Source organism: Azospirillum sp. OGB3, assembly GCF_014192915.1.
Taxonomy (GTDB): Bacteria; Pseudomonadota; Alphaproteobacteria; order Azospirillales; family Azospirillaceae; genus Azospirillum.
Window position 1 is genome coordinate 1 of sequence record NZ_JACHYN010000037.1, and the last position, 22,553, is coordinate 22,553.

General features: G+C 68.6%; 16 protein-coding genes. 12 read left to right on the forward strand and 4 right to left on the reverse strand.

Annotated features, from left to right (window positions below; all coding sequences use genetic code 11):
* The coding region (locus tag FHW79_RS31270) for a pyruvate formate lyase family protein (protein WP_282184056.1) at positions 1-871 on the reverse strand (871 nt) is incomplete at its 3' end.
* A 372-nt stretch (positions 872-1,243) separates the two neighbouring features.
* Between FHW79_RS31270 and FHW79_RS31275 the strand changes: the two genes are divergently transcribed.
* Entirely contained in the window at positions 1,244-2,080 is an 837-nt protein-coding gene (locus tag FHW79_RS31275) for a MurR/RpiR family transcriptional regulator (RefSeq protein ID WP_183182521.1), read from the forward strand.
* Between the two features lie 156 nt (positions 2,081-2,236).
* On the opposite strand, the gene FHW79_RS31280 is transcribed toward FHW79_RS31275, so the two are convergent.
* Both FHW79_RS31280 and FHW79_RS31285 read right to left on the reverse strand, forming a co-directional pair.
* Positions 2,237-5,389, reverse strand: a complete 3,153-nt coding sequence (locus FHW79_RS31280) for an efflux RND transporter permease subunit (RefSeq protein WP_183182522.1) — start codon at positions 5,387-5,389, stop codon at positions 2,237-2,239.
* A gap of 16 nt (positions 5,390-5,405) precedes the next feature.
* Complete coding sequence (locus tag FHW79_RS31285) at positions 5,406-6,590, reverse strand: efflux RND transporter periplasmic adaptor subunit (protein ID WP_183182523.1); 1,185 nt, start codon at positions 6,588-6,590, stop codon at positions 5,406-5,408.
* Between the two features lie 206 nt (positions 6,591-6,796).
* On the opposite strand from FHW79_RS31285, the gene FHW79_RS31290 reads away from it, so the two are divergent.
* From FHW79_RS31290 to FHW79_RS31300, 3 genes are all read left to right on the forward strand, one after another.
* Complete coding sequence (locus tag FHW79_RS31290; RefSeq protein ID WP_183182524.1) at positions 6,797-7,522, forward strand: TetR/AcrR family transcriptional regulator; 726 nt, start codon at positions 6,797-6,799, stop codon at positions 7,520-7,522.
* A gap of 222 nt (positions 7,523-7,744) precedes the next feature.
* On the forward strand, positions 7,745-8,410 hold the full coding sequence (locus FHW79_RS31295) for a TetR/AcrR family transcriptional regulator (protein ID WP_183182525.1): 666 nt from the start codon (positions 7,745-7,747) through the stop codon (positions 8,408-8,410).
* A 145-nt stretch (positions 8,411-8,555) separates the two neighbouring features.
* Positions 8,556-11,357 (forward strand): ATP-binding protein, encoded by a 2,802-nt coding sequence (locus FHW79_RS31300; protein ID WP_183182526.1) that lies wholly within the window; start codon positions 8,556-8,558, stop codon positions 11,355-11,357.
* Positions 11,358-11,614: 257 nt separating this feature from the next.
* On the opposite strand, the gene FHW79_RS31305 is transcribed toward FHW79_RS31300, so the two are convergent.
* Positions 11,615-14,155 carry an HWE histidine kinase domain-containing protein gene (locus FHW79_RS31305; RefSeq protein ID WP_183182527.1) on the reverse strand — a complete coding sequence of 847 codons (2,541 nt, stop codon included), beginning with the start codon at positions 14,153-14,155 and terminating at the stop codon, positions 11,615-11,617.
* A 498-nt stretch (positions 14,156-14,653) separates the two neighbouring features.
* Here FHW79_RS31305 and pyk point away from each other — a divergent pair, with 498 nt between their 5' ends.
* The 8 genes from pyk to FHW79_RS31345 all read left to right on the forward strand — a co-directional run.
* Positions 14,654-16,177, forward strand: a complete 1,524-nt coding sequence (pyk, locus tag FHW79_RS31310; protein WP_183182528.1) for a pyruvate kinase — start codon at positions 14,654-14,656, stop codon at positions 16,175-16,177.
* A gap of 67 nt (positions 16,178-16,244) precedes the next feature.
* Entirely contained in the window at positions 16,245-17,024 is a 780-nt protein-coding gene (gene pflA / locus FHW79_RS31315) for a pyruvate formate-lyase-activating protein (RefSeq protein WP_183182529.1), read from the forward strand.
* 19 nt (positions 17,025-17,043) lie between these two features.
* A complete protein-coding gene (locus tag FHW79_RS31320) occupies positions 17,044-17,946 on the forward strand; it encodes a formate/nitrite transporter family protein (RefSeq protein WP_183182530.1) in 903 nt (300 codons plus the stop codon).
* A 148-nt stretch (positions 17,947-18,094) separates the two neighbouring features.
* Complete coding sequence (locus FHW79_RS31325; protein ID WP_183182531.1) at positions 18,095-19,042, forward strand: DMT family transporter; 948 nt, start codon at positions 18,095-18,097, stop codon at positions 19,040-19,042.
* Positions 19,043-19,116: 74 nt separating this feature from the next.
* Positions 19,117-19,875 carry a GntR family transcriptional regulator gene (locus FHW79_RS31330; RefSeq protein ID WP_183182532.1) on the forward strand — a complete coding sequence of 253 codons (759 nt, stop codon included), beginning with the start codon at positions 19,117-19,119 and terminating at the stop codon, positions 19,873-19,875.
* A 429-nt stretch (positions 19,876-20,304) separates the two neighbouring features.
* A complete protein-coding gene (locus FHW79_RS31335; protein WP_183182533.1) occupies positions 20,305-21,291 on the forward strand; it encodes a TRAP transporter substrate-binding protein in 987 nt (328 codons plus the stop codon).
* A gap of 64 nt (positions 21,292-21,355) precedes the next feature.
* Positions 21,356-21,895, forward strand: coding sequence for a TRAP transporter small permease (locus tag FHW79_RS31340; protein WP_183182534.1), 540 nt, complete (start codon positions 21,356-21,358; stop codon positions 21,893-21,895).
* Positions 21,886-22,553, forward strand: a 668-nt coding sequence (locus FHW79_RS31345; RefSeq protein WP_183182535.1) for a TRAP transporter large permease subunit, incomplete at its 3' end; no start/stop codon positions are given. The genes FHW79_RS31340 and FHW79_RS31345, both read left to right, overlap by 10 nt.

Genomic DNA, 22,553 nt, shown 5'->3' on the forward strand with positions numbered 1-22,553 from the left:
CGAGGAAGCTCGACACGCGGCCGAGCGACATGGCCGCCCCGTTGGCCTCCTTCACCGCCGCCAGATAGGCCAGATAGGTCCACTGCACCGCCTCGCGGGCGTTGGCCGCCGGGCGCGACACGTCGAAGCCGTAGGACTTGGCCATGGCGGCCAACTCCTTCAGCGCCTTGATCTGCTCGGTGATCTCCTCGCGCAGGCGCAGCGTGTTCTCGTCGATGCGGTCGACTTCCAGGCTCTTGTACTGGGCCTTCTTGTCGGCGATCAGGAAGGTCGCGCCGTAGAGGGCCAGCCGGCGGTAGTCGCCGATGATGCGGCCGCGCCCATAGGCGTCCGGCAAGCCGGTGATGACGCCCGACTTGCGGCAGCGCAGCATCTCCTCGGTGTAGACGTCGAAGACGCCGTCGTTGTGCGACTTGCGCAGGCCGGGGAAGACCTCCTCCAGCTTGGGAGAGGGGGTGAAGCCGTAGGCCTCCAGCCCGTTCTTGACCATCCGCCAGCCGCCGAAGGGCATGATCGCGCGCTTCAGCGGCTTGTCCGTCTGCAGGCCGACGACGAGTTCAAGCTCCCGGTCGATGTAGCCCGGCGCGTGGGCGGTGATCGCGCCGAAGACCTCCGTGTCGGCGTCGAGCACGCCGCCCTTGGCCGCGCGCTCCTCCTTCAGCAGGGCGGTGACCTTGTCCCACAGGGCCTTGGTCCGCCCGGTCGGGCCGGTCAGGAAACGCGAATCCCCGGCGTAGGGATGGACGTTGCGGACGATGAAGTCGCGGACGTTGACCTCTTGCTGCCAGACGCCCGGAACAAAGCGGCGCCAGGGGCGCTCGGCTTGCTGTTCCGGGGTCTCGACGAGTCCGTCTCTCAGCAGGGTGTCCATGATGTCTCCTCACGAAAAGGCGTCTGGGCGGCACGCGCCGCGTCGCTGATCGACCCTGGAGGCCCCCCAGTGGAGGGGTCGGAAGACCGCCGGTCCCAGTGCGGGGCGGGGGCGGTGAGGCGGCATCGGGCTGTGAAGCCGGCAGGGTCGGAAGTCATTCTGTAGTTTTGCTACATAAACTGGAACGGCGGTGCGCGCAAGGCAAAAGCGGTTGAATTCCAACGTGTTTCGGTGAACTTACTGTGACGGAACGCCGCATCGTCGGCGGTCCCGGTATGTGGGACAGCGCAGTCGATAGCGCCCTTCTATCAAGTCATGTAGTTTTACTATCCGTGCTACAGTGATGGACGGACGGAACGAGGGAACAGGCCGATGCTGGCGAGGATCATGGCGGTGCGCGACGGGCTCCGCCCTTCGGAACGGAAGCTGGCGGACTGCGTGCTGGCCCAGCCGGGCGAGGTCATCACCCTGTCGATGGCCGATATGGCCGAGCGCGCCGGGGTCAGCGAGCCGACCATCGCCCGCTTCTGCGGGGCGCTGGGCTGCAGCGGCTTCCGCGAGTTCAAGATCAAGCTGGCCCAGGACATCGCCGCCGGCATGCCCTTCATCGACCAGGAGGTCAGCCCGGACGACCGCGCGGCGGGCATCGCGGGGAAGGTGTTCGACCGCACCCTGGCAACGCTCATGCAGGTGCGCAACAACCTGTCGGCGGAGGCGGTGGACCGCGCCGCCGATCTGCTGGCCGGGGCGCGGCGGATCGAGTTCTACGGCTCCGGCAACTCCGGCACGGTGGCGCAGGACATCCAGCGCCGCTTCTTCCGGCTGGGCATCCCCACGGTCGCCTACAGCGACGCCCACGTTTATTTCGTGTCGGCCCTGTCGCTCGCCCCCGGCGACGCGGTGGTCGCCGTGTCCAGTTCGGGTGGCACCCGCGACATGCTGGAGGCCGTGCAGAACGCGCTGTCGTCCGGGGCCGCGGTCGTCGCCATCACCCGCTCCGGCTCGCCGCTGGCGCAGCTCGCCACGGTCAGCCTGCTGGCCGACGTCGCGGAAGACTTCGACATCCACTCGCCCATGACGTCGCGCATCAGCCATCTGGTCCTCGGCGACATACTGTCGATTGCCGTGGCGCTGCGCAAAGGCGACGCCCTGCGGGAACGGCTGGAACGCCACAAACAGGCGCTCAGCCGCCACCCCCGGGAGCAATAAATACTAGTATATCAGTTTTTGAGCAAGCCGTCTCGGGCGATGGCGCGCAGCCTGTGCCGTTCTGCCGCAGAATCCAGGAGGAATGGCTCCCGCACAGCAAAAAGCCCGGCCCCGTTTCCGGGACCGGGCCTTCCGCTTCCAGCCGCAGCCGAACCGTCAGTCGCCGGCGTGCATCGGCTCGGCACCCTGCAGGGGGTGGGCGCCGGCGCGCTTGCTGCCGAACAGACGGTAGACCGCGACGAAGAAGACCGGGACGAAGAGAATCGCCAGCACGGTGGCGGAGATCATGCCGCCCATCACGCCGACGCCGATGGCGTTCTGGCTTTCCGAGCCGGCGCCGCTGCTGGTCGCCAGCGGCAGCACGCCCAGCACGAAGGCCAGCGAGGTCATGATGATCGGGCGCAGGCGCTGGCGGCACGCCTCGATGGCGGCGTCCTTCAGATCCATGCCCTCGTCGTAGAGCGCCTTGGCGAACTCCACGATCAGGATGGCGTTCTTCGCCGACAGGCCGATGGTCGTCAGCAGGCCCACCTGGAAGTAGACGTCGCTCGGCAGACCGCGCAACGTGGCGGCGAGCACGGCGCCGATGACGCCCAGCGGCACCACCAGGATGACCGACACCGGCACCGACCAGCTCTCGTAGAGTGCCGCCAGGCAGAGGAAGACGATCAGCATGGACAGGGCGTAGAGCGCCGGCGCCTGCGACCCGCTCAACCGCTCCTCGTAGGACAGGCCGGTCCATTCATAGCCGACGCCCGGCGGCAGCTTGGCCATCATCGCCTCCATCTCCTGCATCGCCTCGCCGGAGCTGATGCCCGGCGCCGCGGAGCCCTGGATGTTGAGCGACGACATGCCGTTGTACCGCTCCAGCTTCGGCGAACCGTAGGTCCATTGCGCCGTGGTGAAGGCGGAGAAGGGCACCATCTGCCCCATGGCGTTGCGGACGTACCAGCGGTCGACGTCGCTCGGCTGCATGCGGTAGGGGGCGTCCGCCTGGAGATAGACGCGCTTCACGCGCCCCCGGTCGATGAAGTCGTTGACATAGGAGGAGCCCCAGGCCGCCGTCAGCGTCGTGTTGATGTCGGTCAGCGACAGGCCGAGCGCGCTGGCCTTCTCCCGGTCCACCGTCAGCTTGAACTGCGGCGTGTCCTCCAGACCGTTCGGGCGGACGCCGACCAGCTTGCCGTTCTGCGCCGCGAGGCCCAGAAGCTGGTTGCGCGCCTGCATCAGCCGGTCGTGGCCGACGCCGCCGCGGTCCACAAGCTGCAGGTCGAAGCCGGTGGCGTTGCCGAGCCCCGGAACCGAGGGCGGCATGAAGGCGAAGACCACCGCGTCCTTGGCCTTCGACAGGGCGCCCATGGCGCGTCCGGCGATGGCCGTCGGCTTGCGGTCGGCGGACTCGCGCTCGCTCCAGTCGCGCAGCCGGACGAAGGCCATGCCGGCGTTCTGGCCGCGGCCCGCGAAGTTGAAGCCGGCGATGGTGAACAGGCCCTCGACGCTGTCCTTCTCCTTCTCCAGGAAATAGGTCTCGACCTGCTTGGTGGTCTCCAGCGTGCGCTCGATGCTGGCGTTCGGCGGGGCCGACCACAGCACGAACATGGTCCCGCGGTCCTCCTGCGGCAGGAAGGACGAGGGCATCTGGAGGAACAGGTAGGCCAGGCCGGCGACGATCAGCGCGTAGGCGATGCCGTAGCGCCCGAGCCGCGACACCGCCCCGCGCACACCGGTCAGATAGACGCGGCTGCTGGCGTCGAAGCCGCGGTTGAACAGGCCGAAGAAGCCGCGCTTGGCGTGGCCGTGGCCCTTCGCCACCGGCTTCAGGATGGTGGCGCAGAGCGCCGGGGTCAGCACCAGGGCCACCAGCACCGACAGCGCCATGGCCGACACGATGGTCAGCGAGAACTGGCGGTAGATGGCACCGGCGGAGCCGCCGAAGAAGGCCATGGGGACGAACACGGCGGACAGCACCAGCGCGATGCCGATCAGCGCGCCGGTGATCTGGCCCATCGATTTGCGGGTCGCCTCGCGCGGGGGCAGCCCGTCCTCGCTCATCACGCGCTCGACGTTCTCCACCACCACGATGGCGTCGTCGACCAGCAGGCCGATCGCCAGCACCATGCCGAACATGGTCAGCGTGTTGATCGAGAAGCCGAACAGCGACAGCACGCCGAAGGTGCCGAGAAGCACCACGGGAACCGCGATGGTCGGGATCAGCGTCGCCCGGAAGTTCTGCAGGAACAGGTACATCACGGCGAAGACGAGGATGATCGCCTCGACCAGCGTCTTGATGACCTCGTGGATCGACAGCTCGACGAAGGGCGTCGTGTCGTAGGGGTAGATGACCTCCAGCCCCTCGGGGAAGAAGGCCGACAGCTCGGTGATGCGCGCCTTCACCGCCGCGGCGGTGTCCAGCGCGTTGGCGCCGGTCGCCAGCTTGACGCCCAGGCCGGCCGCCGGCTTGCCGTTGTAGCGGGCGGTGATCTCGTAGGTTTCCTGCCCGACCTCGATGCGCGCGACGTCGCGCAGCCGCACTTGGCCGCCGTCGGGATTGACGCGCAGCAGGATGGCGCCGAACTCCTCCGGCGTCTGCATGCGCGACTGCGCCATGATGGTGGCGTTGATGCGCTGGCCGGGCACCGCCGGGGCGCCGCCGAGCTGGCCGGCCGAGACCTGCGCGTTCTCCGCCTTGATGGCGTTGGTGACGTCGATGGTGGTCAGCTGGTGGCTGTTCAGCGCGTCGGGGTCCAGCCAGATCCGCATGGCGTGCTGCGGGCCGAACACGGTGATGTCGCCCACGCCCTCGACGCGGCTGATGGTGTCCTGGAGGTTGGAAGCCACATAGTCGGCGATGTCGCCCTGGGTCAGCCGCCCGTCGCTGGACACGAAGCCGGCGACCATCAGGAAGTCGTTGCCGGCCTTCGACACCTGGAGACCGCGCTGCTGCACCTCCTGCGGCAGGAGCGGCACGGCGAGCTGGAGCTTGTTCTGCACCTGGACCTGGGCGATGTCCGGGTTGGCCTCCGGCTCGAAGGTCAGGGTGATGGTGACGTTGCCCGACGAATCGCTGTTCGAGGACATGTAGCGGAAGTGGTCGAGCCCGGTCATCTTCTGTTCGATGACCTGGGTGACCGTGTCCTCCAGCGTCTTCGCGGACGCGCCGGGGTAGCTGGCGGTGATGGACACCGTCGGCGGGGCGATCTTCGGGTATTGCTCGACGGGCAGGCCCAGGATCGCCAGACCGCCCGCCAGCATGATGACGATGGCGATGACCCAGGCGAAGACGGGCCGGTCGATGAAGTATTTCGACATGGATCGGTCCTCGGTCTCAGCGCGCCTGCGGTCCGGGCAGGGCCGCCACGGCGGCCTGCGCCGGCACCGGCTTCACCTCGCCCCCCGGCTTCACCTTCTGAAGCCCCTCGACCACGATGCGCTCGCCCGCCTTCAGACCGTCGGAGACCAGCCAGGCGTTGTTGATCGCCCGCTCGGTCTTGATGGTGCGCGGGTTGACCTTGTTGTCATCGCCGACGACCCAGACGCGGGCCGAGCCGTCCGGACCACGCTGCACCGCCTCCTGCGGCACGGCCAGCGCGTTCTCGGCCACGCCCTGCTCGACGCGGGCGCGCACGAACAGGCCGGGCAGCAGCTCCTGGTTCGGGTTCGGGAACACCGCGCGGAGCTGGACCGAGCTGGTGCCCGGATCGACCGACACGTCGGAGAACTGAAGCTCGCCGCGCTGGGGATAGGGGGCCTCCGCCGCGTGCAGGAACAGCGAGACGGGGATCTTGCCGGGCTCGGCCGGGCGGATGCGCCCGCTCTCCATGTCCTGGCGGAGCTGCATGAGCTGCGAGGCCGTCTGGGTCACGTCCACGTAGATCGGGTCGAGCTGCTGGACGGTGGCGAGCGCCGTCGCCTGGTTGGCGGTGACCAGCGCGCCTTCCGTCACGGCGGACTTGCCGATGCGGCCGGAGATGGGGGCGAAGACCTTGGTGTAGTCCAGGTTGATGCGCGCCAGATTGTAGGCGGCCCTGGCGGCGGCGAGCTGCGCCTCGTTCTGCTTCAGCGAGGCCATGGCGTCGTCGTAGTCCTGCTTGCTGACGACGCTGTTCTTGACGAGGTCGTTGTAGCGGGCCGCCTTGTTGCGGGCGGCCTGCAGGTTGGCCTCCGCCTTCTGGATGTCGGCCTGGGCGACGGCGAGGTTGGCCTCGTAGGTGGCCGGGTCGATCTGGTAGAGCTGGTCGCCCGCCTTGACGTCGCCCCCCTCGGTGAAGAAGCGCTTCAGCACGATGCCGCTGACCTGCGGGCGGATCTCCGCCACGCGGAAGGCCGCGGTGCGGCCGGGCAGCTCGGTGGTGACGGACAGGCTCTGCGGCTGGATGGTCGCCACCGCGACCTCCGCCGGACCGGGCGCCGGCTGGCCCCCGGCGGCGTGTTTCTTGTCCTGGCAGGCGCCCAGCACCACGGTCAGGGAAGCCGCCACGGCAAGAGACAGAAATGCGTTCCTGTTGAACATCCGTTCCTCGTGAAAACGCCGTGATGCGGCGATGAAATGTCCTAATGAGCCGGGGGCGTTCCACATTCCGCCCGGCTTTCGGGACCGGCGGAAAAGGCCGGTGCGCGCGGACGGTGCGAAATGACCCCTTTATTCGTACTGTCTCATACAGTACACTGTACCGGACGATACATTCAGAACGACCGTTCGCGCAAGGGGGAACCGCAATGCCCGACAAGGGGGCATCCACACCGTTCCAGGACGGGATCGCCGGATTTGGCACCCGCGAGATCGGCACCAGCGGACTGGGCATCAACAGCTTCGATACGCCCGGCTGCGGCCCGCGCGGCCAGGCGCGCTGCCGGGCGCTGCTCGACGCCGCGGCGGCGCTGTTCGTGGAGAAGGGATTCGCGCTGACTTCGCTGTCCGACATCCTGCGGCAGGCCGGCGGGTCGCGCACCACGCTCTACGAGCATTTCGGCGACAAGGAGGGGCTGTTCCGCGCGGTGATGGAGCGCCACTGCGACCGCGTGCTGGAGGAGATGTCGGCCATGCGCGCCGCCGGCCCGGCGGCGATGGCCGAGGAGCTGGAGGAGAATCTGTACCGCGTCGGCCTGCACATCGCCGGCACGCTGACCATGCCGGAAACCACCGCCATCCTGCGCATCCTGGTGTCGGAGGGCGGGCGCATCCCCGACATCGCCCAGGCCTTCTTCCAAATCGGTCCGGAGAAGACCATCGGCTGGCTCGCCGACTGCTTCCGCGAATTGTCCGAGGCGGGGCGTCTGCGCATCGACGATCCGGAGGGGGCCGCTCACGCCTTCATCGGCATGGTGGTCGGGGACCTGCTGACCAAGCGGCTGATCCTTCCGGACGAGCCCGTCTCCATGGAGGAGTTGGAGCGTTACGTCCGCCAGTCCGTGCGGTTGTTCCTCGCAGGGACGCGGCCCTGACCACAATGGAGAGCGGCGTATTGCCGTCTTGCCAGTGGGGGCGGCACGGGTCATAGCTCCCGCGACGATGCGCGCGCTTGCTGCGGCGTTGCCCCCACCCTAACCCTCCCCCGCTTCGCAGGGGAGGGGACTGCCGCCGCTTCGCAGAAGGCACCCTCCCCTGCGATAGCGGGGGAGGGCCGGGGTGGGGGCAAGGGCCGCCAGCGCCTAAGGAAAAAAACGATGGACCGGGGAAACGCCAAGGAATTGATCCACAAGGACACATCCACGGTCGGCCCGCGCGGTCGGGCGCGCCGGCAGGCCCTGCTCGATGCGGCGGCGGCGCTGTTCGTCGAGAAGGGCTTCGAGAAGACCACGCTGACCGACATCATCGGCCGGGCCGGCGGCTCCCGAGCCACCCTCTACGAGCATTTCGGCGACAAGGAGGGGCTGTTCCGCGCGATGATGGAGGAGAACAGCGCCCGCATCCAGGAAGGGCTCGCCGCCATCCAGGCCGACGAGCGGGCCGCACCGGAGGACGGGCTGACCCGCTTCGCCCTGCACATCGTCGCAGCGCTGTTCGACGACCGCACCATGGCCATCATCCGCGTGCTGGTGTCGGAAGGCGGGCGCATCCCCGACATCGCCGAAGCCTTCTTCCGCATCGGCCCGGAAACCGCCCAGCGGCGGCTCGCCGACTATCTGGCGCGGCAGACCGCCGCCGGCGCCCTGTCCGTCGCGGAGCCGGAGGCCGCTGCCCGCGGCTTCATCGGCATGATCACCGGCAACATCCTGCTGCGCCGCTTGATCCTGCCGGACCAATCTTTTTCCAGGGAAGAGGTGGAGCGTTACGTCGGACAGGCCGTCACCCTCTTCCTGACAGGCGCCCGCCCCCTTGCGGAGCACTGACCTTGGGCTGAGGAGGGCCCGGCCGGGCGCAGGAAAGCGTTAGGACCGAAGGACAGGCGTTGCAACATACTGCGGTATGTTAGGGTTCACACGATCGCTTCCTTCATCCCAACGGCCCCTTGGGCCGGGACGGTCGATCGTGTCCATGGTTCGCTGGCTCCTGCTGCTCGTCTTCACTCTGGCCCCGCTGATCGGGTTCGAGGTCTATTCCCACGCCCGGCTGCGGGCGGAGCGGGAGGCCGAACTCGGTCAGGAGGCGATGCGCCTGCTCGACCTGATCCAGACCGAACAGCAGCGGATCGTCGACGACATCGAGCATATCCTGGCCACGCTGGCGGAGGCGGACATCGCCGGCCCCACCTGCCAGCAGACGATGGAGCGGCTGCGCCTGCGCCTGCCCAGCTACCTGACGCTGGGTTTCGCCGACCGGTCGGGGGCCGTTTTGTGCTCCACCGACCGGCGGAGCGTCGGAACCGGGAGCGCCGACCAGCCGCAGGTCCATCAGGCCCTGGCGACCGGCCTCTTCTCGGTGGGGGAATATGTCGCCACGGAGGGGCCGCGCCGCCGCGTCCTGCCCTTCGCCCTGCCCTACGCCCGCAGTGGAGACCAGGGCGGAGACCAGGGCGACAGCCAGGACGACGGCCAGGGCGGCGGCCAAAGCAACGAATCCCGGCCGGCGGTCGTCACCGCCCTGCTCGACCTCGATTGGCTGCGCCAGTATCAGGCGCGCAAGCCCCTGCCGCCGAACGTGACGGTCCTTCTGGCCGACCGCGCCGGCACGGTCCTCGTCCGCGTGCCGGACCTCCAGGGGATCGTCGGCCAGCCGCTTCCCGAGCGGCTCGGCCTGCTGCTCAGCGGCGCGGCGACGGCGACGGCGCTGACCGAAGGGCTGGACGGGGTGCCCCGCGTCACCGCCTACTCCCCGCCCGGCGCCAACGGCAGCGGCCTCGCCATCGCCGTGGGGATCGACCGGGGCGCCGCGCTGCGCACCGTCGATGTGGCCGCCCTGTGGTCGTGGTTCCCCTTCCTGCTGATTCTGCTGTTCACCCTGACCGGGACCGCCTGGGCCATCGGGCGCCTGACCCGCCAGCGCGAGACGGAGCGGTCGCTGTTGAAGGCGGTGCTGGAGCATCTGCGCGCCGGCGTCGTGGTGGCGGAGGCGCCCACAGGACGGGTGATCCTGCACAACAGCGCGGCGGAACGGCTGATCGGCCAGCCCCTGGGCCGGATCGAGCGCGTCGAGGACTATCCCCGTTCCTTCACGAGCAGCCCGGACGGTTCTTCCGAATTGCCGCTGGTTCGCGCCCTGCGCGACGGCACGGTGGTGCGGCAGGAGGAACTGCGCCGCGACACCCCGGCCGGTCCCATCACCTGCCTGGCCGACGCCGAACCGGTGCGCGACCCCGACGACTGCATCACGCTGGCCGTCGTCACCCTGACCGACATCACCGAGCGCAAGGCCGGCGAGGAAGCCTTGCGGCGGAGCGAGACCCGCTTCCGCGAACTGGTCGAGAACACCCCGGTGATGATGTGGATCAACCGGCCGGACGGCGGGCGGGAATATTACAACGCCGCCTGGCGCTCCTACACCGGGCGCAGCCTGGAGCAGGGGGAGCGCTGGTCCTACATCCACCCCGCCGACTATCCCCGGCTGCTCGACTGCCGCGAACGGGGCATCGCCGCGGGTGAGCCCTACGGATTCGACGTTCGCATGCAGCGCCACGACGGGGTTTACCGATGGCACGTCTGCCGGATCAACCCGATGCGCCAGAACGATCAGATCATCGCCTGGGTCGGCACCGCGGTGGACGTGCACGACAGCCGCATGGCCCGCGAGGCGGCTGAGCAGGCCGACCGCTCCAAGAGTCGCTTCCTGGCCGCCGCCAGCCACGACCTGCGCCAGCCCATGCAGTCCATGTTCTTCTTCGCCGAGGCACTGCACAGCCACGTCCACTCCCCACGCGGGCGCGACGCCCTGGCGATGCTGGAGCGCGGGATGGAGACTCTGAAGGGCCTGCTCGACAGCCTGCTGGACGTCTCGCAGCTCGACGCCGGGGTGATCGAGCCGCGGATCGAAGACATCGCGGTCAAGCCGCTGCTCGACGACATCGGGTCCGCCTACGCTCCGGTCGCCGCCGCCAAGGGTCTGGATCTCCAGGTGGTCAACCACCACGACCTGACCGTGCGCAGCGACCGCAACCTGCTGGGGCGCATGGTCCGCAATCTGGTGGAGAACGCCATCCGCTACACCGAGCGCGGGGTGATCCGCCTGGAATGCCACCCTCTGGACGGCCACGCCGGCATCCAGGTCCGCGACACCGGGATCGGCATCTCCGGCGAGCAGATGTCCTGGATCTTCGAAGAGTTCTATCAGGTCGGCAACCCCGAACGGGACCGCAACCAGGGCCTCGGCCTCGGCCTCGCCATCGTGCAGAAGCTGTCGGCGCTGCTCGGCCACCCGGTAGAAGTGCGCTCCGAACTCGGCAAAGGGTCGGTGTTCCGCATCTCCGTACCGCTCGGCGAGGCTGCGGAAAGCCCGAACCCGCCACCCCGGACCCGCGCGCCAGAGCGCGGGCGTCTGGCCGTCCTGATCGACGATGACGCCATCGTCCTGATGGGGCTGCGCTCGATCTTCCAGGACTGGGGCTACGACACCATCGTCGCCTCCTCCACCGACGAGGCGCTGGAGCGGCTGCGGGCAGCGGGGCGCCGCCCCGACGTGATGGTCGCCGACTACCGGCTCCGGGAGCACAAGGTCGGCACCGAGGCCATCCTGAAGATCCGTGAACTGACCGGGGAAGCGGTGCCCGCCGTCCTGCTGACCGGCGATTCCGGCCCCGACGTGATGCAGGAGGCCGAGCGGCACGGGATCGGCGTGATGTTCAAACCGGTCACCGCCCGCCTGCTCCAGGAAGCCCTGACCCGCCAGACCGGCACCGCCGCGTGAGTCCTCGACCCGGTTGACCGTCTGGGCGCGGCAACCGGGGAAGGTGTTGCCTGTTGGATGACAACAGATTTTACACGGATTTCGCGAATTCAGACGCGGATAACACGGATTGTTTAATATCGGCCTGCTCAGGAAGCACTGCTCGAGAAGCCAACACCGGGCAAGCATTAAAGAAAATCCGTGTCATCCGGCTTCAGATCTGTGAAATCCGTGAAGACCCTGTTGCCCCCGAGAATCCCGAACTCCGGCGAGACGCGCTACAGCCCCCGCACCGCCTGGAGTCCCCGCCGCACCTGCTCCGAATCGTAGGGCTTGCGCAGGACCACGACGTCGCGGAACTCCTCCGGAAAGATCGCGGACTCGCCGTAGCCGGTGGCGAACAGAAAGGGGATGCCCAGCTCGCGCAGCCGCTCCGCCACCGGGAAGGAGGTCTCGGTCCCCAGATTCACGTCGAGAAGCGCCATGCCAGGCGGGTCGTCGGTGATGGCGACCAGCGCCTGACGAACGCTCGCCACCGTCTCCACCCGCTCGGCGCCCAGCTTGAGCAGCATGTCTTCCGCGCTCATGGCGATGATCATGTTGTCTTCCAGAAGCAGCACCGTCCCACCCAGCGGGATGTCCGCCGCCGCGCAGGGCGTCACCGCCCCTTCGACCACCGCCGGGCGCTCCGGCGCGAGGCTGACGTGGATGGCCGGGATGGTGAAGCGCGCCTTCAGCCCGGCCAGGGCATAGGTCACCGTCGCTTCGCCCTTCAGCTCGTGCGGGACGGAGCGCTCGATGATGGTGGTCCCGAAGCCCTGGCGCGTCGGGGCCTGAACGGGCGGGCCACCGCTTTCCTCCCAGCAGAGTTCCAGGGCGTCCCGATCGTCCAGGCTCCAATGGACCCTCACCCGACCGCCGCTGTCGGCGAAGGCGCCGTATTTGGCGGAATTGGTCACCAGCTCGTGCATGATCAGCGCCATCACGGACAGGGCCGGCGGCGACAGCAGCACCTCCGGACCCGACAGGACGACCCGCTCCGCGCGGCTGCCCAGATAGGCGTCGACCTCCGCCGCGATCAGGGGCCGCAGAGGAGAAGGCTTCCAATTCTCCGCCGTCAACTGGTCGTGCGCCCGCGCCAGCGCCTGGATGCGCCCGCCGACGATCTCTGCGAACTCCTCCACACGGGTGACCCCGGCCCGGCTCTGGGCCAGCAGGGCGCGGACGAGGCTGAGGATGTTGCGGACCCGGTGGTTCAATTCGGCGATCAGCAACTCCTGCCGCTCGCGGGCCGTCCGGCGCTCCTCCTCCGCCTGATCGGCCAGCCGCAGCACCACCTCCATCAGCGTGATCCGCAGGGCATCGGCGATGCGCAGGTCGGCCTCCGTCCAGGGTTCGGACTGGCCGAGGACCGTCTCCTTCCAGGCCTCGAAGCTCTTGCGCGGGGTCAGGCGCTGCCCGTTGGGGCCGGGTTCCACGGGTTTGTCCGGGTTGCCGGCCCAGGTAACGGTGCGGACCGACTCCTTGCGGAAGAAGATGATGTAATCGCGCGGTTTGCGCGACACCGGGATGGCCAGCATGCCGGCAGCGCGCTCGGTGAAATCCAGGGCCGGCTGGTGGACCTGCCCGATTTCGCCGGTGGCGAAGACGCGGCTGGCGTGGGCGCGGTTGAGCATGCGCACCAGACCGAGCAGCTCCTCCGGCGTCGGGGTGCTGCCGTCCACGAGGATCTGACCGCCCAGCACGATGGCGAAGCCGTCGCTGCGGATGTAGTGGCCGACCTCGCCGCGCAGACGCTCCAGATTCTCCATGGAGGAGGCGCCGTCGGCCATCACCGCCATGATGCGCGTGTGGAGCAGACGCGCCTTGGCTTCGTAGGCCTCCTCCCGGTCGCGCTCCACACCTTCGAGAAGGAAGGAGAACATCTGGCCGTAAAGCTCCGCCGCCGTGCGCCGCTCCAGCGACAGGCGCCGCGGCACCATGTTATGACAGGCGAACAGGCCCCACAGCTTGCCGCGGCGCAGGATCGACACCGACAGCGAGGCCGCGACGCCCATGTTGCGCAGATACTCGCAATGGATGGGCGACACGCTGCGCAGGACGCTCATCGACAGGTCGAGCGGCTCGCCCTCCGGTCCGAAGGTCGGCAGGATGGCCGCGGTCTCGGCGTCCACGTCGTTGATGCAGCGCAGCCAGTTCCGCTCGTACAGCGCGCGGGCCTGCTTCGGAATGTCGGATGCCGGATAGCGCAGCCCCAGGTAGGAAGGCACGCCGCGCACCGCCGATTCCGCGATGACCTCTCCTGCGCCGTCACGGTCGAAGCGGTAGATCATCACCCGGTCGAAGCCGGTCAGCGACCGCAGTTGCCGCGCCGCCTCCCGGCAGCAGGAGTCGAAGTCGGGGGTGCGCTGGAGCCGTCCGATCATCGCGCGGACCATGGAGCCGACGTCCAGCTCGCTGTCCGGCTCGCTCGGCTCCGCCTCCACGATGATCGACTGGCCAGACAGATGGACCGCGATGTCCAACGGCAGCGCACTGGCCGACAGCTTCACCCGGAAGGCGCGCTCCACCGATCCGTTGATCAGGGAGAGCTGAAGCCGTCCGCGGATGGCGTGCAGCGCCTCCTCGTCCATCACCTCGGTCAGGGGAAGCCCCAGCAGCGCGTCGGGCTCCATTCCCAGCCACGCCCCGATGTTGGACGACGCGTGCTTGACGATCCAATCCGTCGACAGCGCGATCAGGAATCCGCTCGGTTGGATTGACCCGACGAGATGGATCGGCTCCCGGTCGCAATTGCTCAAGTCTACGCCACCGATCATTGCCGCACCGCTCCCGTCATTCGGTCACCATCGTCATTGTTCCGGCGCTCCTCAAATCTGTTCCGTGCATCCGGACGGGCTGATGATTTGCCGATCCTTTGGCCTGATCCATGCCAACACACCGAAGCGGTCTTAAAGCACGTCGTGTCCCTAAAATAATCGAAAATCGAACCTGCTCCAATGCGGCCCGTGCTAGCGAAAAGCTCTACGCCCTCACCTTTCCGCCAGCGAGAAATCTGCGACATATTGGCAGCAAGGCCCCTGCGCCCGGCGGAACAGGCTTGCCTTTCCATCTGATATACTAGTATTTTATTCGGCGAAGGACAGACGCGCAGCCTGGCCGGCCCAAGCCCGCCCGTGCCGCGAGCGCATCCCCCAGGACCGCACCGACCGCCGCGCGCCGCACCGTCACGCCGGCCCTGGCGCGGCGGTCTTGCCGATGAACGCCCGCGCGCCGCGCCCACCGTCCCCGCCCTTTTTTGCGGAGCCCGTTTCGATATGACCGCCACCACCCCGATCCGCCGCTTCCGGCAGACGAAGATCGTCGCCACGCTGGGTCCGTCCTCCTCCTCGCCCGAGATGATCCGTTCGCTGTTCGAGGCGGGCGTGGACGTCTTCCGCCTGAACTTCAGCCACGGCTCCCACGACGACCACGGTGCCCGCGTGCGCGCCATCCGCGCCCTGGAGCGCGAGCTGGAGCGGCCCATCGCCATCATGGCCGACCTCCAGGGGCCGAAGCTGCGGCTCGGCCGCTTCGCCACCGGTTCGGTGGAGCTGACGGTGGGCCAGCCCTTCCGCCTCGACCTCTCGGCCGAGCCGGGCGATGCGACCCGCGTCGGCATGCCCCATCCGGAAATCTTCGCCGCCCTGCGCCCCGGCACCGACCTGCTGCTCGACGACGGCAAGGTGCGGCTGCGCATCGTCGCCTGCAGCCCGGACCACGCCGACACCGTCGTCGTGGCCGGCACCCGGCTGTCCGACCGCAAGGGCGTGAACGTGCCCGATGTGCTGCTGCCGCTGTCGCCGCTGACCGCCAAGGACCGTGCCGACCTCGTCTTCGCGCTCGACCAGGAGGTGGATTGGGTGGCGCTGTCCTTCGTGCAGCGGCCGGAGGACGTGGCCGAGGCGCGCAAGCTGATCGCCGGGCGCGCCGCGCTGATGTCCAAGCTGGAGAAGCCGCTGGCCATCCAGCATCTGGAGCGCATCGTCGAACTGTCCGACGGCGTCATGGTCGCCCGCGGCGACCTCGGCGTGGAGATGCCGCCGGAGGATGTGCCGAGCATCCAGAAGCGGATCATCCGCGAAGCGCGCAAGGCTGGAAAGCCGGTGATCGTCGCCACACAGATGCTCGAATCGATGATCGGCGCCCCCGCCCCGACCCGTGCCGAGGCGTCGGACGTCGCCACCGCCGTCTTCGACGGCGCCGACGCGGTGATGCTGTCGGCGGAGACCGCGTCGGGCGCCTACCCGGTCGAGGCGGTGTCGATGATGGACCGCATCGCCCGCCGGGTAGAGCATGACGATCTCTACCGCACGATGATGGACGCCCAGCACGCCGACCCGCAGGAGACGGCGGCCGACGCCATCACCGCGGCGGCGCGGCAGGTCGCCCACACCATCCACGCGGCGGCCATCGTCACCTACACCACCAGCGGCTCCACCACGCTCCGCGCCGCCCGCGAGCGGCCGGAGGTGCCGATCCTCTGCCTGACTGCCACCGTCGCCGCCTCGCGCCGTCTGGTGCTGGCCTACGGCGTGCACAGCGTACTGACCGAGGACATCCAGAACTTTTCCGACATGGTGCACAAGGCGACCCGCATCGCCTACGCCCACGGTCTGGCGGAGGACGGGCAGCGGCTGGTCATCACCGCGGGCGTGCCCTTCGGCATGCCGGGCTCGACCAATATCCTGCGCATCGCCTGGGTGGAGCGCCCCGTCCTTCCGGCGGGTGGCTACACGCAATACGCGCAGGAGTCGCGGTCAGATCAATTGACCCCGGTCATGGCCGACGCCGGGGCCTGACATAGGATGGCACACAGCGCCGGTGCCGCAATGAAGCGGACACCGGCGCCCATTCACGAGGTGCCTCATGCTCAGCCCGATTACCCCCCAGCCCGTGCACGCCGCCGGGACGGGCGCATCGGTCCGCGGCTGGGTCCATTCGGTGGAAACGGGCGGAACGGTCGATGGGCCGGGTTTGCGCTACGTCCTGTTCCTGGCCGGATGCCCGCTGCGCTGCCAGTACTGCCACAACCCCGACACCCGCCACATGCACGACGGGTCGCCCGCCCAGTCCTCGGACGTGCTGGCCGACATCGCCACCTACGCCGATTTCCTGCACCGCGCCCATGGCGGCCTGACCATCAGCGGCGGCGAGCCGCTGGTCCAGCCGGAATTCTGCGCGGCCATCTACCACGGCGCCAAACAGCTCGGTCTGCACACCGCGCTGGACACCTCGGGTTTCCTCGGCAGCCACGCCGACGACCATCTGCTGGCCGACGTCGATCTGGTGCTGCTGGACATCAAGGCGTTCAAGGAAGCCACCTACCGCGCGGTGACCGGCGTGCCGCTGCGCCCGACCCTGGAATTCGCCGAACGGCTGTCCGCGATGCGCAAGCCGATCTGGCTGCGCTACGTGCTGGTCCCCGGCCTGACCGACCATCTGGACGAGATCGAGGGCCTGGCGGAGTTCGCCGCCGGCCTGGAGGTGGTCGAGCGGGTGGACGTCCTGCCCTTCCACAAGATGGGCGAGTTCAAATGGAAGCAGCTCGGCCTGCCCTACGCGCTGGCCAACACCGAACCTCCACCGCCGGAGCTGACCGAGCGGGTGCGCGGCATCTTCCGGACGCAGGGCCTGAAGGTCGTGTGAGACGAGGAGCAACCCCATCATGGACACGCATTCCCTTCCGGAGGCCGTCCCACACGCCTCCCCCTCTACCCCGCCCGCGTCCTCCCTCGACGCGCTGATGCCCGACGCCATCGCGCTCGCGGCGGAGAATTTGGGTGTCAAGAAGGCCAACTACGACGGCGCGACGCTGTTCGCCCTGGCCGTCCTGGCCGGCGCCTTCATCGCGCTGGGCGGGCTGTTCGCCACCGTCGCCATGTCGGGGGCGGAGGGCATGCTGCCCTACGGGGTGACCCGGCTGCTCGGCGGGCTGGTCTTCTCGCTCGGGCTGATCCTGGTCATCGTCGGCGGCGCCCAGCTCTTCACCGGCGACGCGCTGATGGTCATGGCCTGGGCCAGCGGCCGGGTGAAGACCGGGCGGATGCTCCAGGTCTGGACCATGGTGTGGCTCGGCAACTTCGTCGGCGCCGCCGGCACCGCGCTGCTGGTCTTCCTGTCCGGGCAATACGCCTTCGGCCATGGGGCGGTGGGCGCCTCGGCGCTCTACTTCGCCACGGCCAAGGCGGGGCTGCCCGCCGGACAGGCCTTCTTCCTGGGCATCCTGTGCAACGTGCTGGTCTGCCTCGCGGTGTGGCTGGCGCTCGGCGCGCGCAGCGTGACCGACAAGATCATGGCGATCGTCTTCCCGGTCAGCGCCTTTGTCGCCGCGGGCTTCGAGCACTGCGTCGCCAACATGTATTTCGTGCCGCTGGGTCTGCTGATCGAATGGGGTGCCCCAGCCTCCTTCTGGGCCGACCTGGGCCGCGCCGCGCCGGTCATTCCGGTCGGGCAGTTCCTGTTGAACCTCGCCGCGGTGACGCTCGGCAACTGGTTCGGCGGAGCCGTGCTGGTCGGCGCCGTCTACTGGTTCATCTACCGCCGCCCGAGCCGCCGCACGGCGCATTAGGCGCCGACTCTTGCCCCCTCCCTAACCCTCCCCCGCTTCGCAGGGGAGGGGACTGCCGCCGCTTCGCGATCACCTCCCTCTCCTGCGAAGCGGGAGAGGGCCGGGGTGGGGGCAAGGTCAAACCATTCCCTCAACCCCCGGGGCGCCCATGGCCCAGCCCATCCCCAGCCATCTCCAGGCGCGCAGCGGCATCGTCTCCATGCTGCTGGCGGTGTTCCTCTACGCGGTGCTGAACGCGCTGGCGAAGCATCTCGCGGCGGACTACCCACTGGCCGAGGTGACCTTCTTCCGCAACGCCTTCGCCCTGCTGCCCGCCACCGCCATGCTGGCCCGCGCCGGCGGCTGGCGCAGCTTGCGGACCGAGCATCTCGGCGGCCATTTCTGGCGGGCGGCGATCGGCCTGACCTCGATGGTGCTGCTGTTCCTCTCCTACCACCTGATGCCGATGGCCGACGCGGTGGCGCTGTCCTTCTCCGCCCCGCTGTTCCTGACCGCGCTGTCCGTGCCGGTGCTGGGCGAGCGGGTCGGCCCCTACCGCTGGGGGGCGGTGGCGGTGGGTTTCGCGGGGGTGCTGGTCATCGTGCAGCCGGGGAGCGGCATGCTGAACACCGGCGCGCTGGTCGGGCTGAGCGCCGCCGTCGCCTACGCCTTCGCCATGATGGCGATGCGGCAGCTGGGGCGGACGGAGGCGCCGGTCACCACCGTCTTCTACTTCACCGCCTTCTCCACGCTGCTCAGCGCCGTCGCCCTGCCCTTCGTCTGGACGATGCCGACGGCCGGGGGCTTCGCCCTGATGGCGGCGATGGGGCTGGTCGGCGGCGGCGCCCAGTACTTTGCCACCCGCGCCTACGCCCTGGCCCCGGCGGCGGTCATCAGCCCCTTCAACTACGCCGGAATCCTCTGGGCCTGCCTGTTCGGCTGGCTGTTCTGGGGCGACTGGCCGGGAACCCACGTGCTGGCCGGGGCCGCCATCGTCATTGCCAGCGGCCTGCTGATCCTGATCCGCGAGACGCGCCGCCGGGCCGGACCGGAGACGTGCGACACTTCGCCTGGGGTGTCCCACACTTTGCCACTCAGCACCGGCCGCAAACACTAATATATTAGCTTTCGTGATTTCCTGCGGGGCTCCGGCCCACGCCCGCGCGCCCCGCCCTCCCGACGAGGTGGCTCATGCCATCGGACTCCCTCACCGCCGCCCCGCCGCGGCAGCGCCGGCTGGCAACGGCCCGGCCCGCGCCGCGCTCCGCCTCCCTCATCTACCGCGACCTGCGGAACGACATCCTGGGCATGCGCCGACGACCCGGCGAGCCCATCGCCGAGGCCCGCATCGCCGCGGCCTACGGCGTCAGCCGCACCCCCGTACACGAGGCGGTGCTGCGGCTGGCCGACGAGGGGCTGATCGACGTCTTTCCGCAGTCGGGCACCTACGTCTCGCTGATCCCGGTCGCCGCCCTGCCGGAAGCCGGGGTCATCCGCAAGGCGCTGGAGGAGGCCGCGGTGCGGATGGCCGCCGTCCGTGCCAGTGCCGGCGACATCGCGCAGCTCCGCACGGCGCTGGCGGCTCAGCGCGACCTCTGCGCCGCCGGCGACCGCGACGGCTTCCACGAGGCCGACGAGAGCTTCCACGCCCTGCTCGCCGAGGTCGCCGGATTCCCCGGTTTCTGGACGCTGGTGGAGCAGGTGAAGGTGCAGGTCGACCGCTGCCGGCGCCTGACACTGCCCGTCCCCGGCCAGATGGCCAGGGTCATCGCCGAACACGACGCCATCGTCGAGGCCATCGCCGCCCACGACCGCGAGGCGAGCGTCCTGGCGCTCGGCGCCCATCTCGACGGATTGCGGCTGGCCATCGACGATTTGCGTGCCGCCGCACCGCTGTATTTCACCGACGCGCCCACCGCCGCGGGGCGCCAAACCCCGGCCCGGCTTTAATCCCCAATCGGCTTGCGACATTTTGGCGTCACGCTTTCCAGACCCCGTTTTGTGCTTGCCTCGAAAGCTGATATATTAATATAACTAGCCCAACGGGACAGCGCGCGGACTTGAACAACCGGCGGCGCCCGCTTATCGGACAACCATCGGACAGCCGCGCGGAAGAACACCGCGGCCGCTTCGGAACAAAGGACAAGAAACCGCCCAGCTTCACCCCCGTCGGCAGGCGCCGATGGCGCCGGGATTTTGCGCCCTTGCACCCTTCGGGGTTCTTTTTTTCCCCCGCTTTCGCAGCGCTGTTATTTGAAGCGCACCATTGGAAACTGGGGCCTCTTCCGAACGCAGCGTCCTTTTGTTTGTCCATTTTCGGCGGGCCGACGACCCGCCTCCGCTCCAACAGGCACTTCTCCTAAGGCAGGAGTACGGTCCATGAAGAACACTTTCCGCCGCCTCGGCATGGCGCTGCTGGCCGCTTGCGCCGCGGGCGCGCTGCTCGCCGCCCCGGTCTCGGCCCGCGACTTCCGGTCGGCCGACATCCACCCCGGCGACTACCCGACCGTCGAGGCGGTCAAATACATGGGCAAGCTGCTGAGCGAACGCAGCAACGGCAAGCTTGGCGTCAAGGTCTACCCGAACGGCGCGCTGGGCAACGAGCGCGACACGATCGAGCAGATCAAGATCGGCGGCCTCGACATGATGCGCATCAACGTGGCGCCGCTGAACAACGTGGTGCCGGAGTCGATGGTCGTCGCCCTGCCATTCATCTTCCGCGACACCGACCACATGCACGCCGTGCTGGACGGCCCGATCGGCGACGAGATCCTCGCCGCCATGGAAAGCCAGGGGCTGATCGGCCTCGCCTTCTACGACAGCGGCTCGCGCTCGCTCTATTCCAAGAAGCCGGTGTCGTCGCTGGCCGACCTGAAGGGCATGAAGATCCGCGTCCAGCAGTCCGACCTGTTCGTGTCGATGATTGAGGCGCTGGGCGCCAACCCGACGCCGATGCCGATGGGCGAGGTCTACACCGGCCTGAAGACCGGCATCATCGACGCGGCGGAGAACAACTACCCGTCCTACGAATCCTCGCGCCACTTCGAGGCCGCCAAGTACTTCACCCGCACCGAGCACGCGATGGCGCCGGAGGTGCTGGTCTTCTCCAAGGTCACCTGGGACCGCCTGTCCAAGGACGACCAGGCCGCCATCCGCAAGGCCGCCAAGGATTCCGTCCCCTACATGCGCAAGCTGTGGGCGGAGCGCGAGGAGGCCTCCCGCGCCATCGTCGAGAAGGCCGGCTCGCAGATCAGCGACGTGAAGAACAAGCAGGAATTCATCGACGCCATGAAGCCCGTGTTCGCCAAGTTTGCCAACACGCCGAAGCTCCAAGGCCTCGTCCAACGCATCCAGGATACGAAGTAAGGCACGCGGTCGCGGCGGCGGCCATTCCCGGCCGGCGCCGCACCCCCGCGGGAAGGACGGCATCATGAGCATCGAACTTGAATTGGAAGAGGTCCGCCCCCTCGCCGCCCCACGCTTGTTGACGCGGGTGAACGCGCGTCTGGCGTGGTCGGGGATGTGCGTGGCGATGGTCGGCCTGATGGCCATCGTCTGCGTGGTGTTCTATCAGGTCTTCGGCCGCTACGTGCTGAACGACTCGCCGACCTGGGCGGAGAGCCTGGCCATCGTGCTGGTCCTCTACGTCACCCTCATCGGCGCCGCCGTCGGCGTCCGCGACGCCGGACACATCGGCCTGGAATCCTTCCTCGTCATGCTGCCCGACGCCATCCGCCGCAAGGTCGAGATCGTCATCTACGCCCTCGTCGGCGTCTTCGGCGCCTGCATGGCCTACAACGGCTGGGTCCTCGGCAACTCCGTCGCTTCCTATTACATCCCCAACCTGCACGTCTCCGAAGCCGTCCGCTACATCCCGCTCGTGCTCTCCGGCGTCCTGATCGTGCTCTTCGCCATCGAACACGTCGTCGCCATCATCCGCGGCGAGGAGGTCGCACCATCATGGAACTGACCATCCTTTCCATCAGCTTCTTCGGCTTCCTCGTCCTGGGCATCCCGGTCGCCTTCGCCATCGGCCTGTCGGCGCTCTGCACCATCCTCTACGAGGGCCTCCCCGTCGCCGTCATCTTCCAGCAGATGATGTCCGGCATGAACGTCTTCTCCTTCCTCGCCATCCCCTTCTTCGTCTTCTCCGGCGAGCTGATGCTCCACGGCGGTGTCGCCGACAAGATCGTCGCCACCGCCAAGAACATGGTCGGCCACATCCGCGGCGGCCTGGGCATGTCCAACGTCGTCGCCTGCACGCTGTTCGGCGGCGTCGCCGGCTCCCCCGTCGCCGACGTCTCGGCCATGGGCGCCGTGATGATCCCGATGATGAAGCGCGAGGGCTACCACGCCGACTACGCCGTCAACGTCACCACCCACGCCGCCCTGGTCGGCGCGCTGATGCCGACCAGCCACAACATGATCATCTACGCGCTGGCCGCCGGCGGCAAAGCCTCCATCGGCGCGCTGATCGCCGCGGGCATCGTCCCCGCCCTGCTGCTGATGGTCTGCAACCTGGGTGCGGCCTATTACGTCGCGGTCAAGCGCGGCTACCCCGCCGGCACCTTCCCCGGCTGGGCCATCCTGGGCCGCTCCTTCGCCGCCGCCGCCCCCGGCCTGCTCAT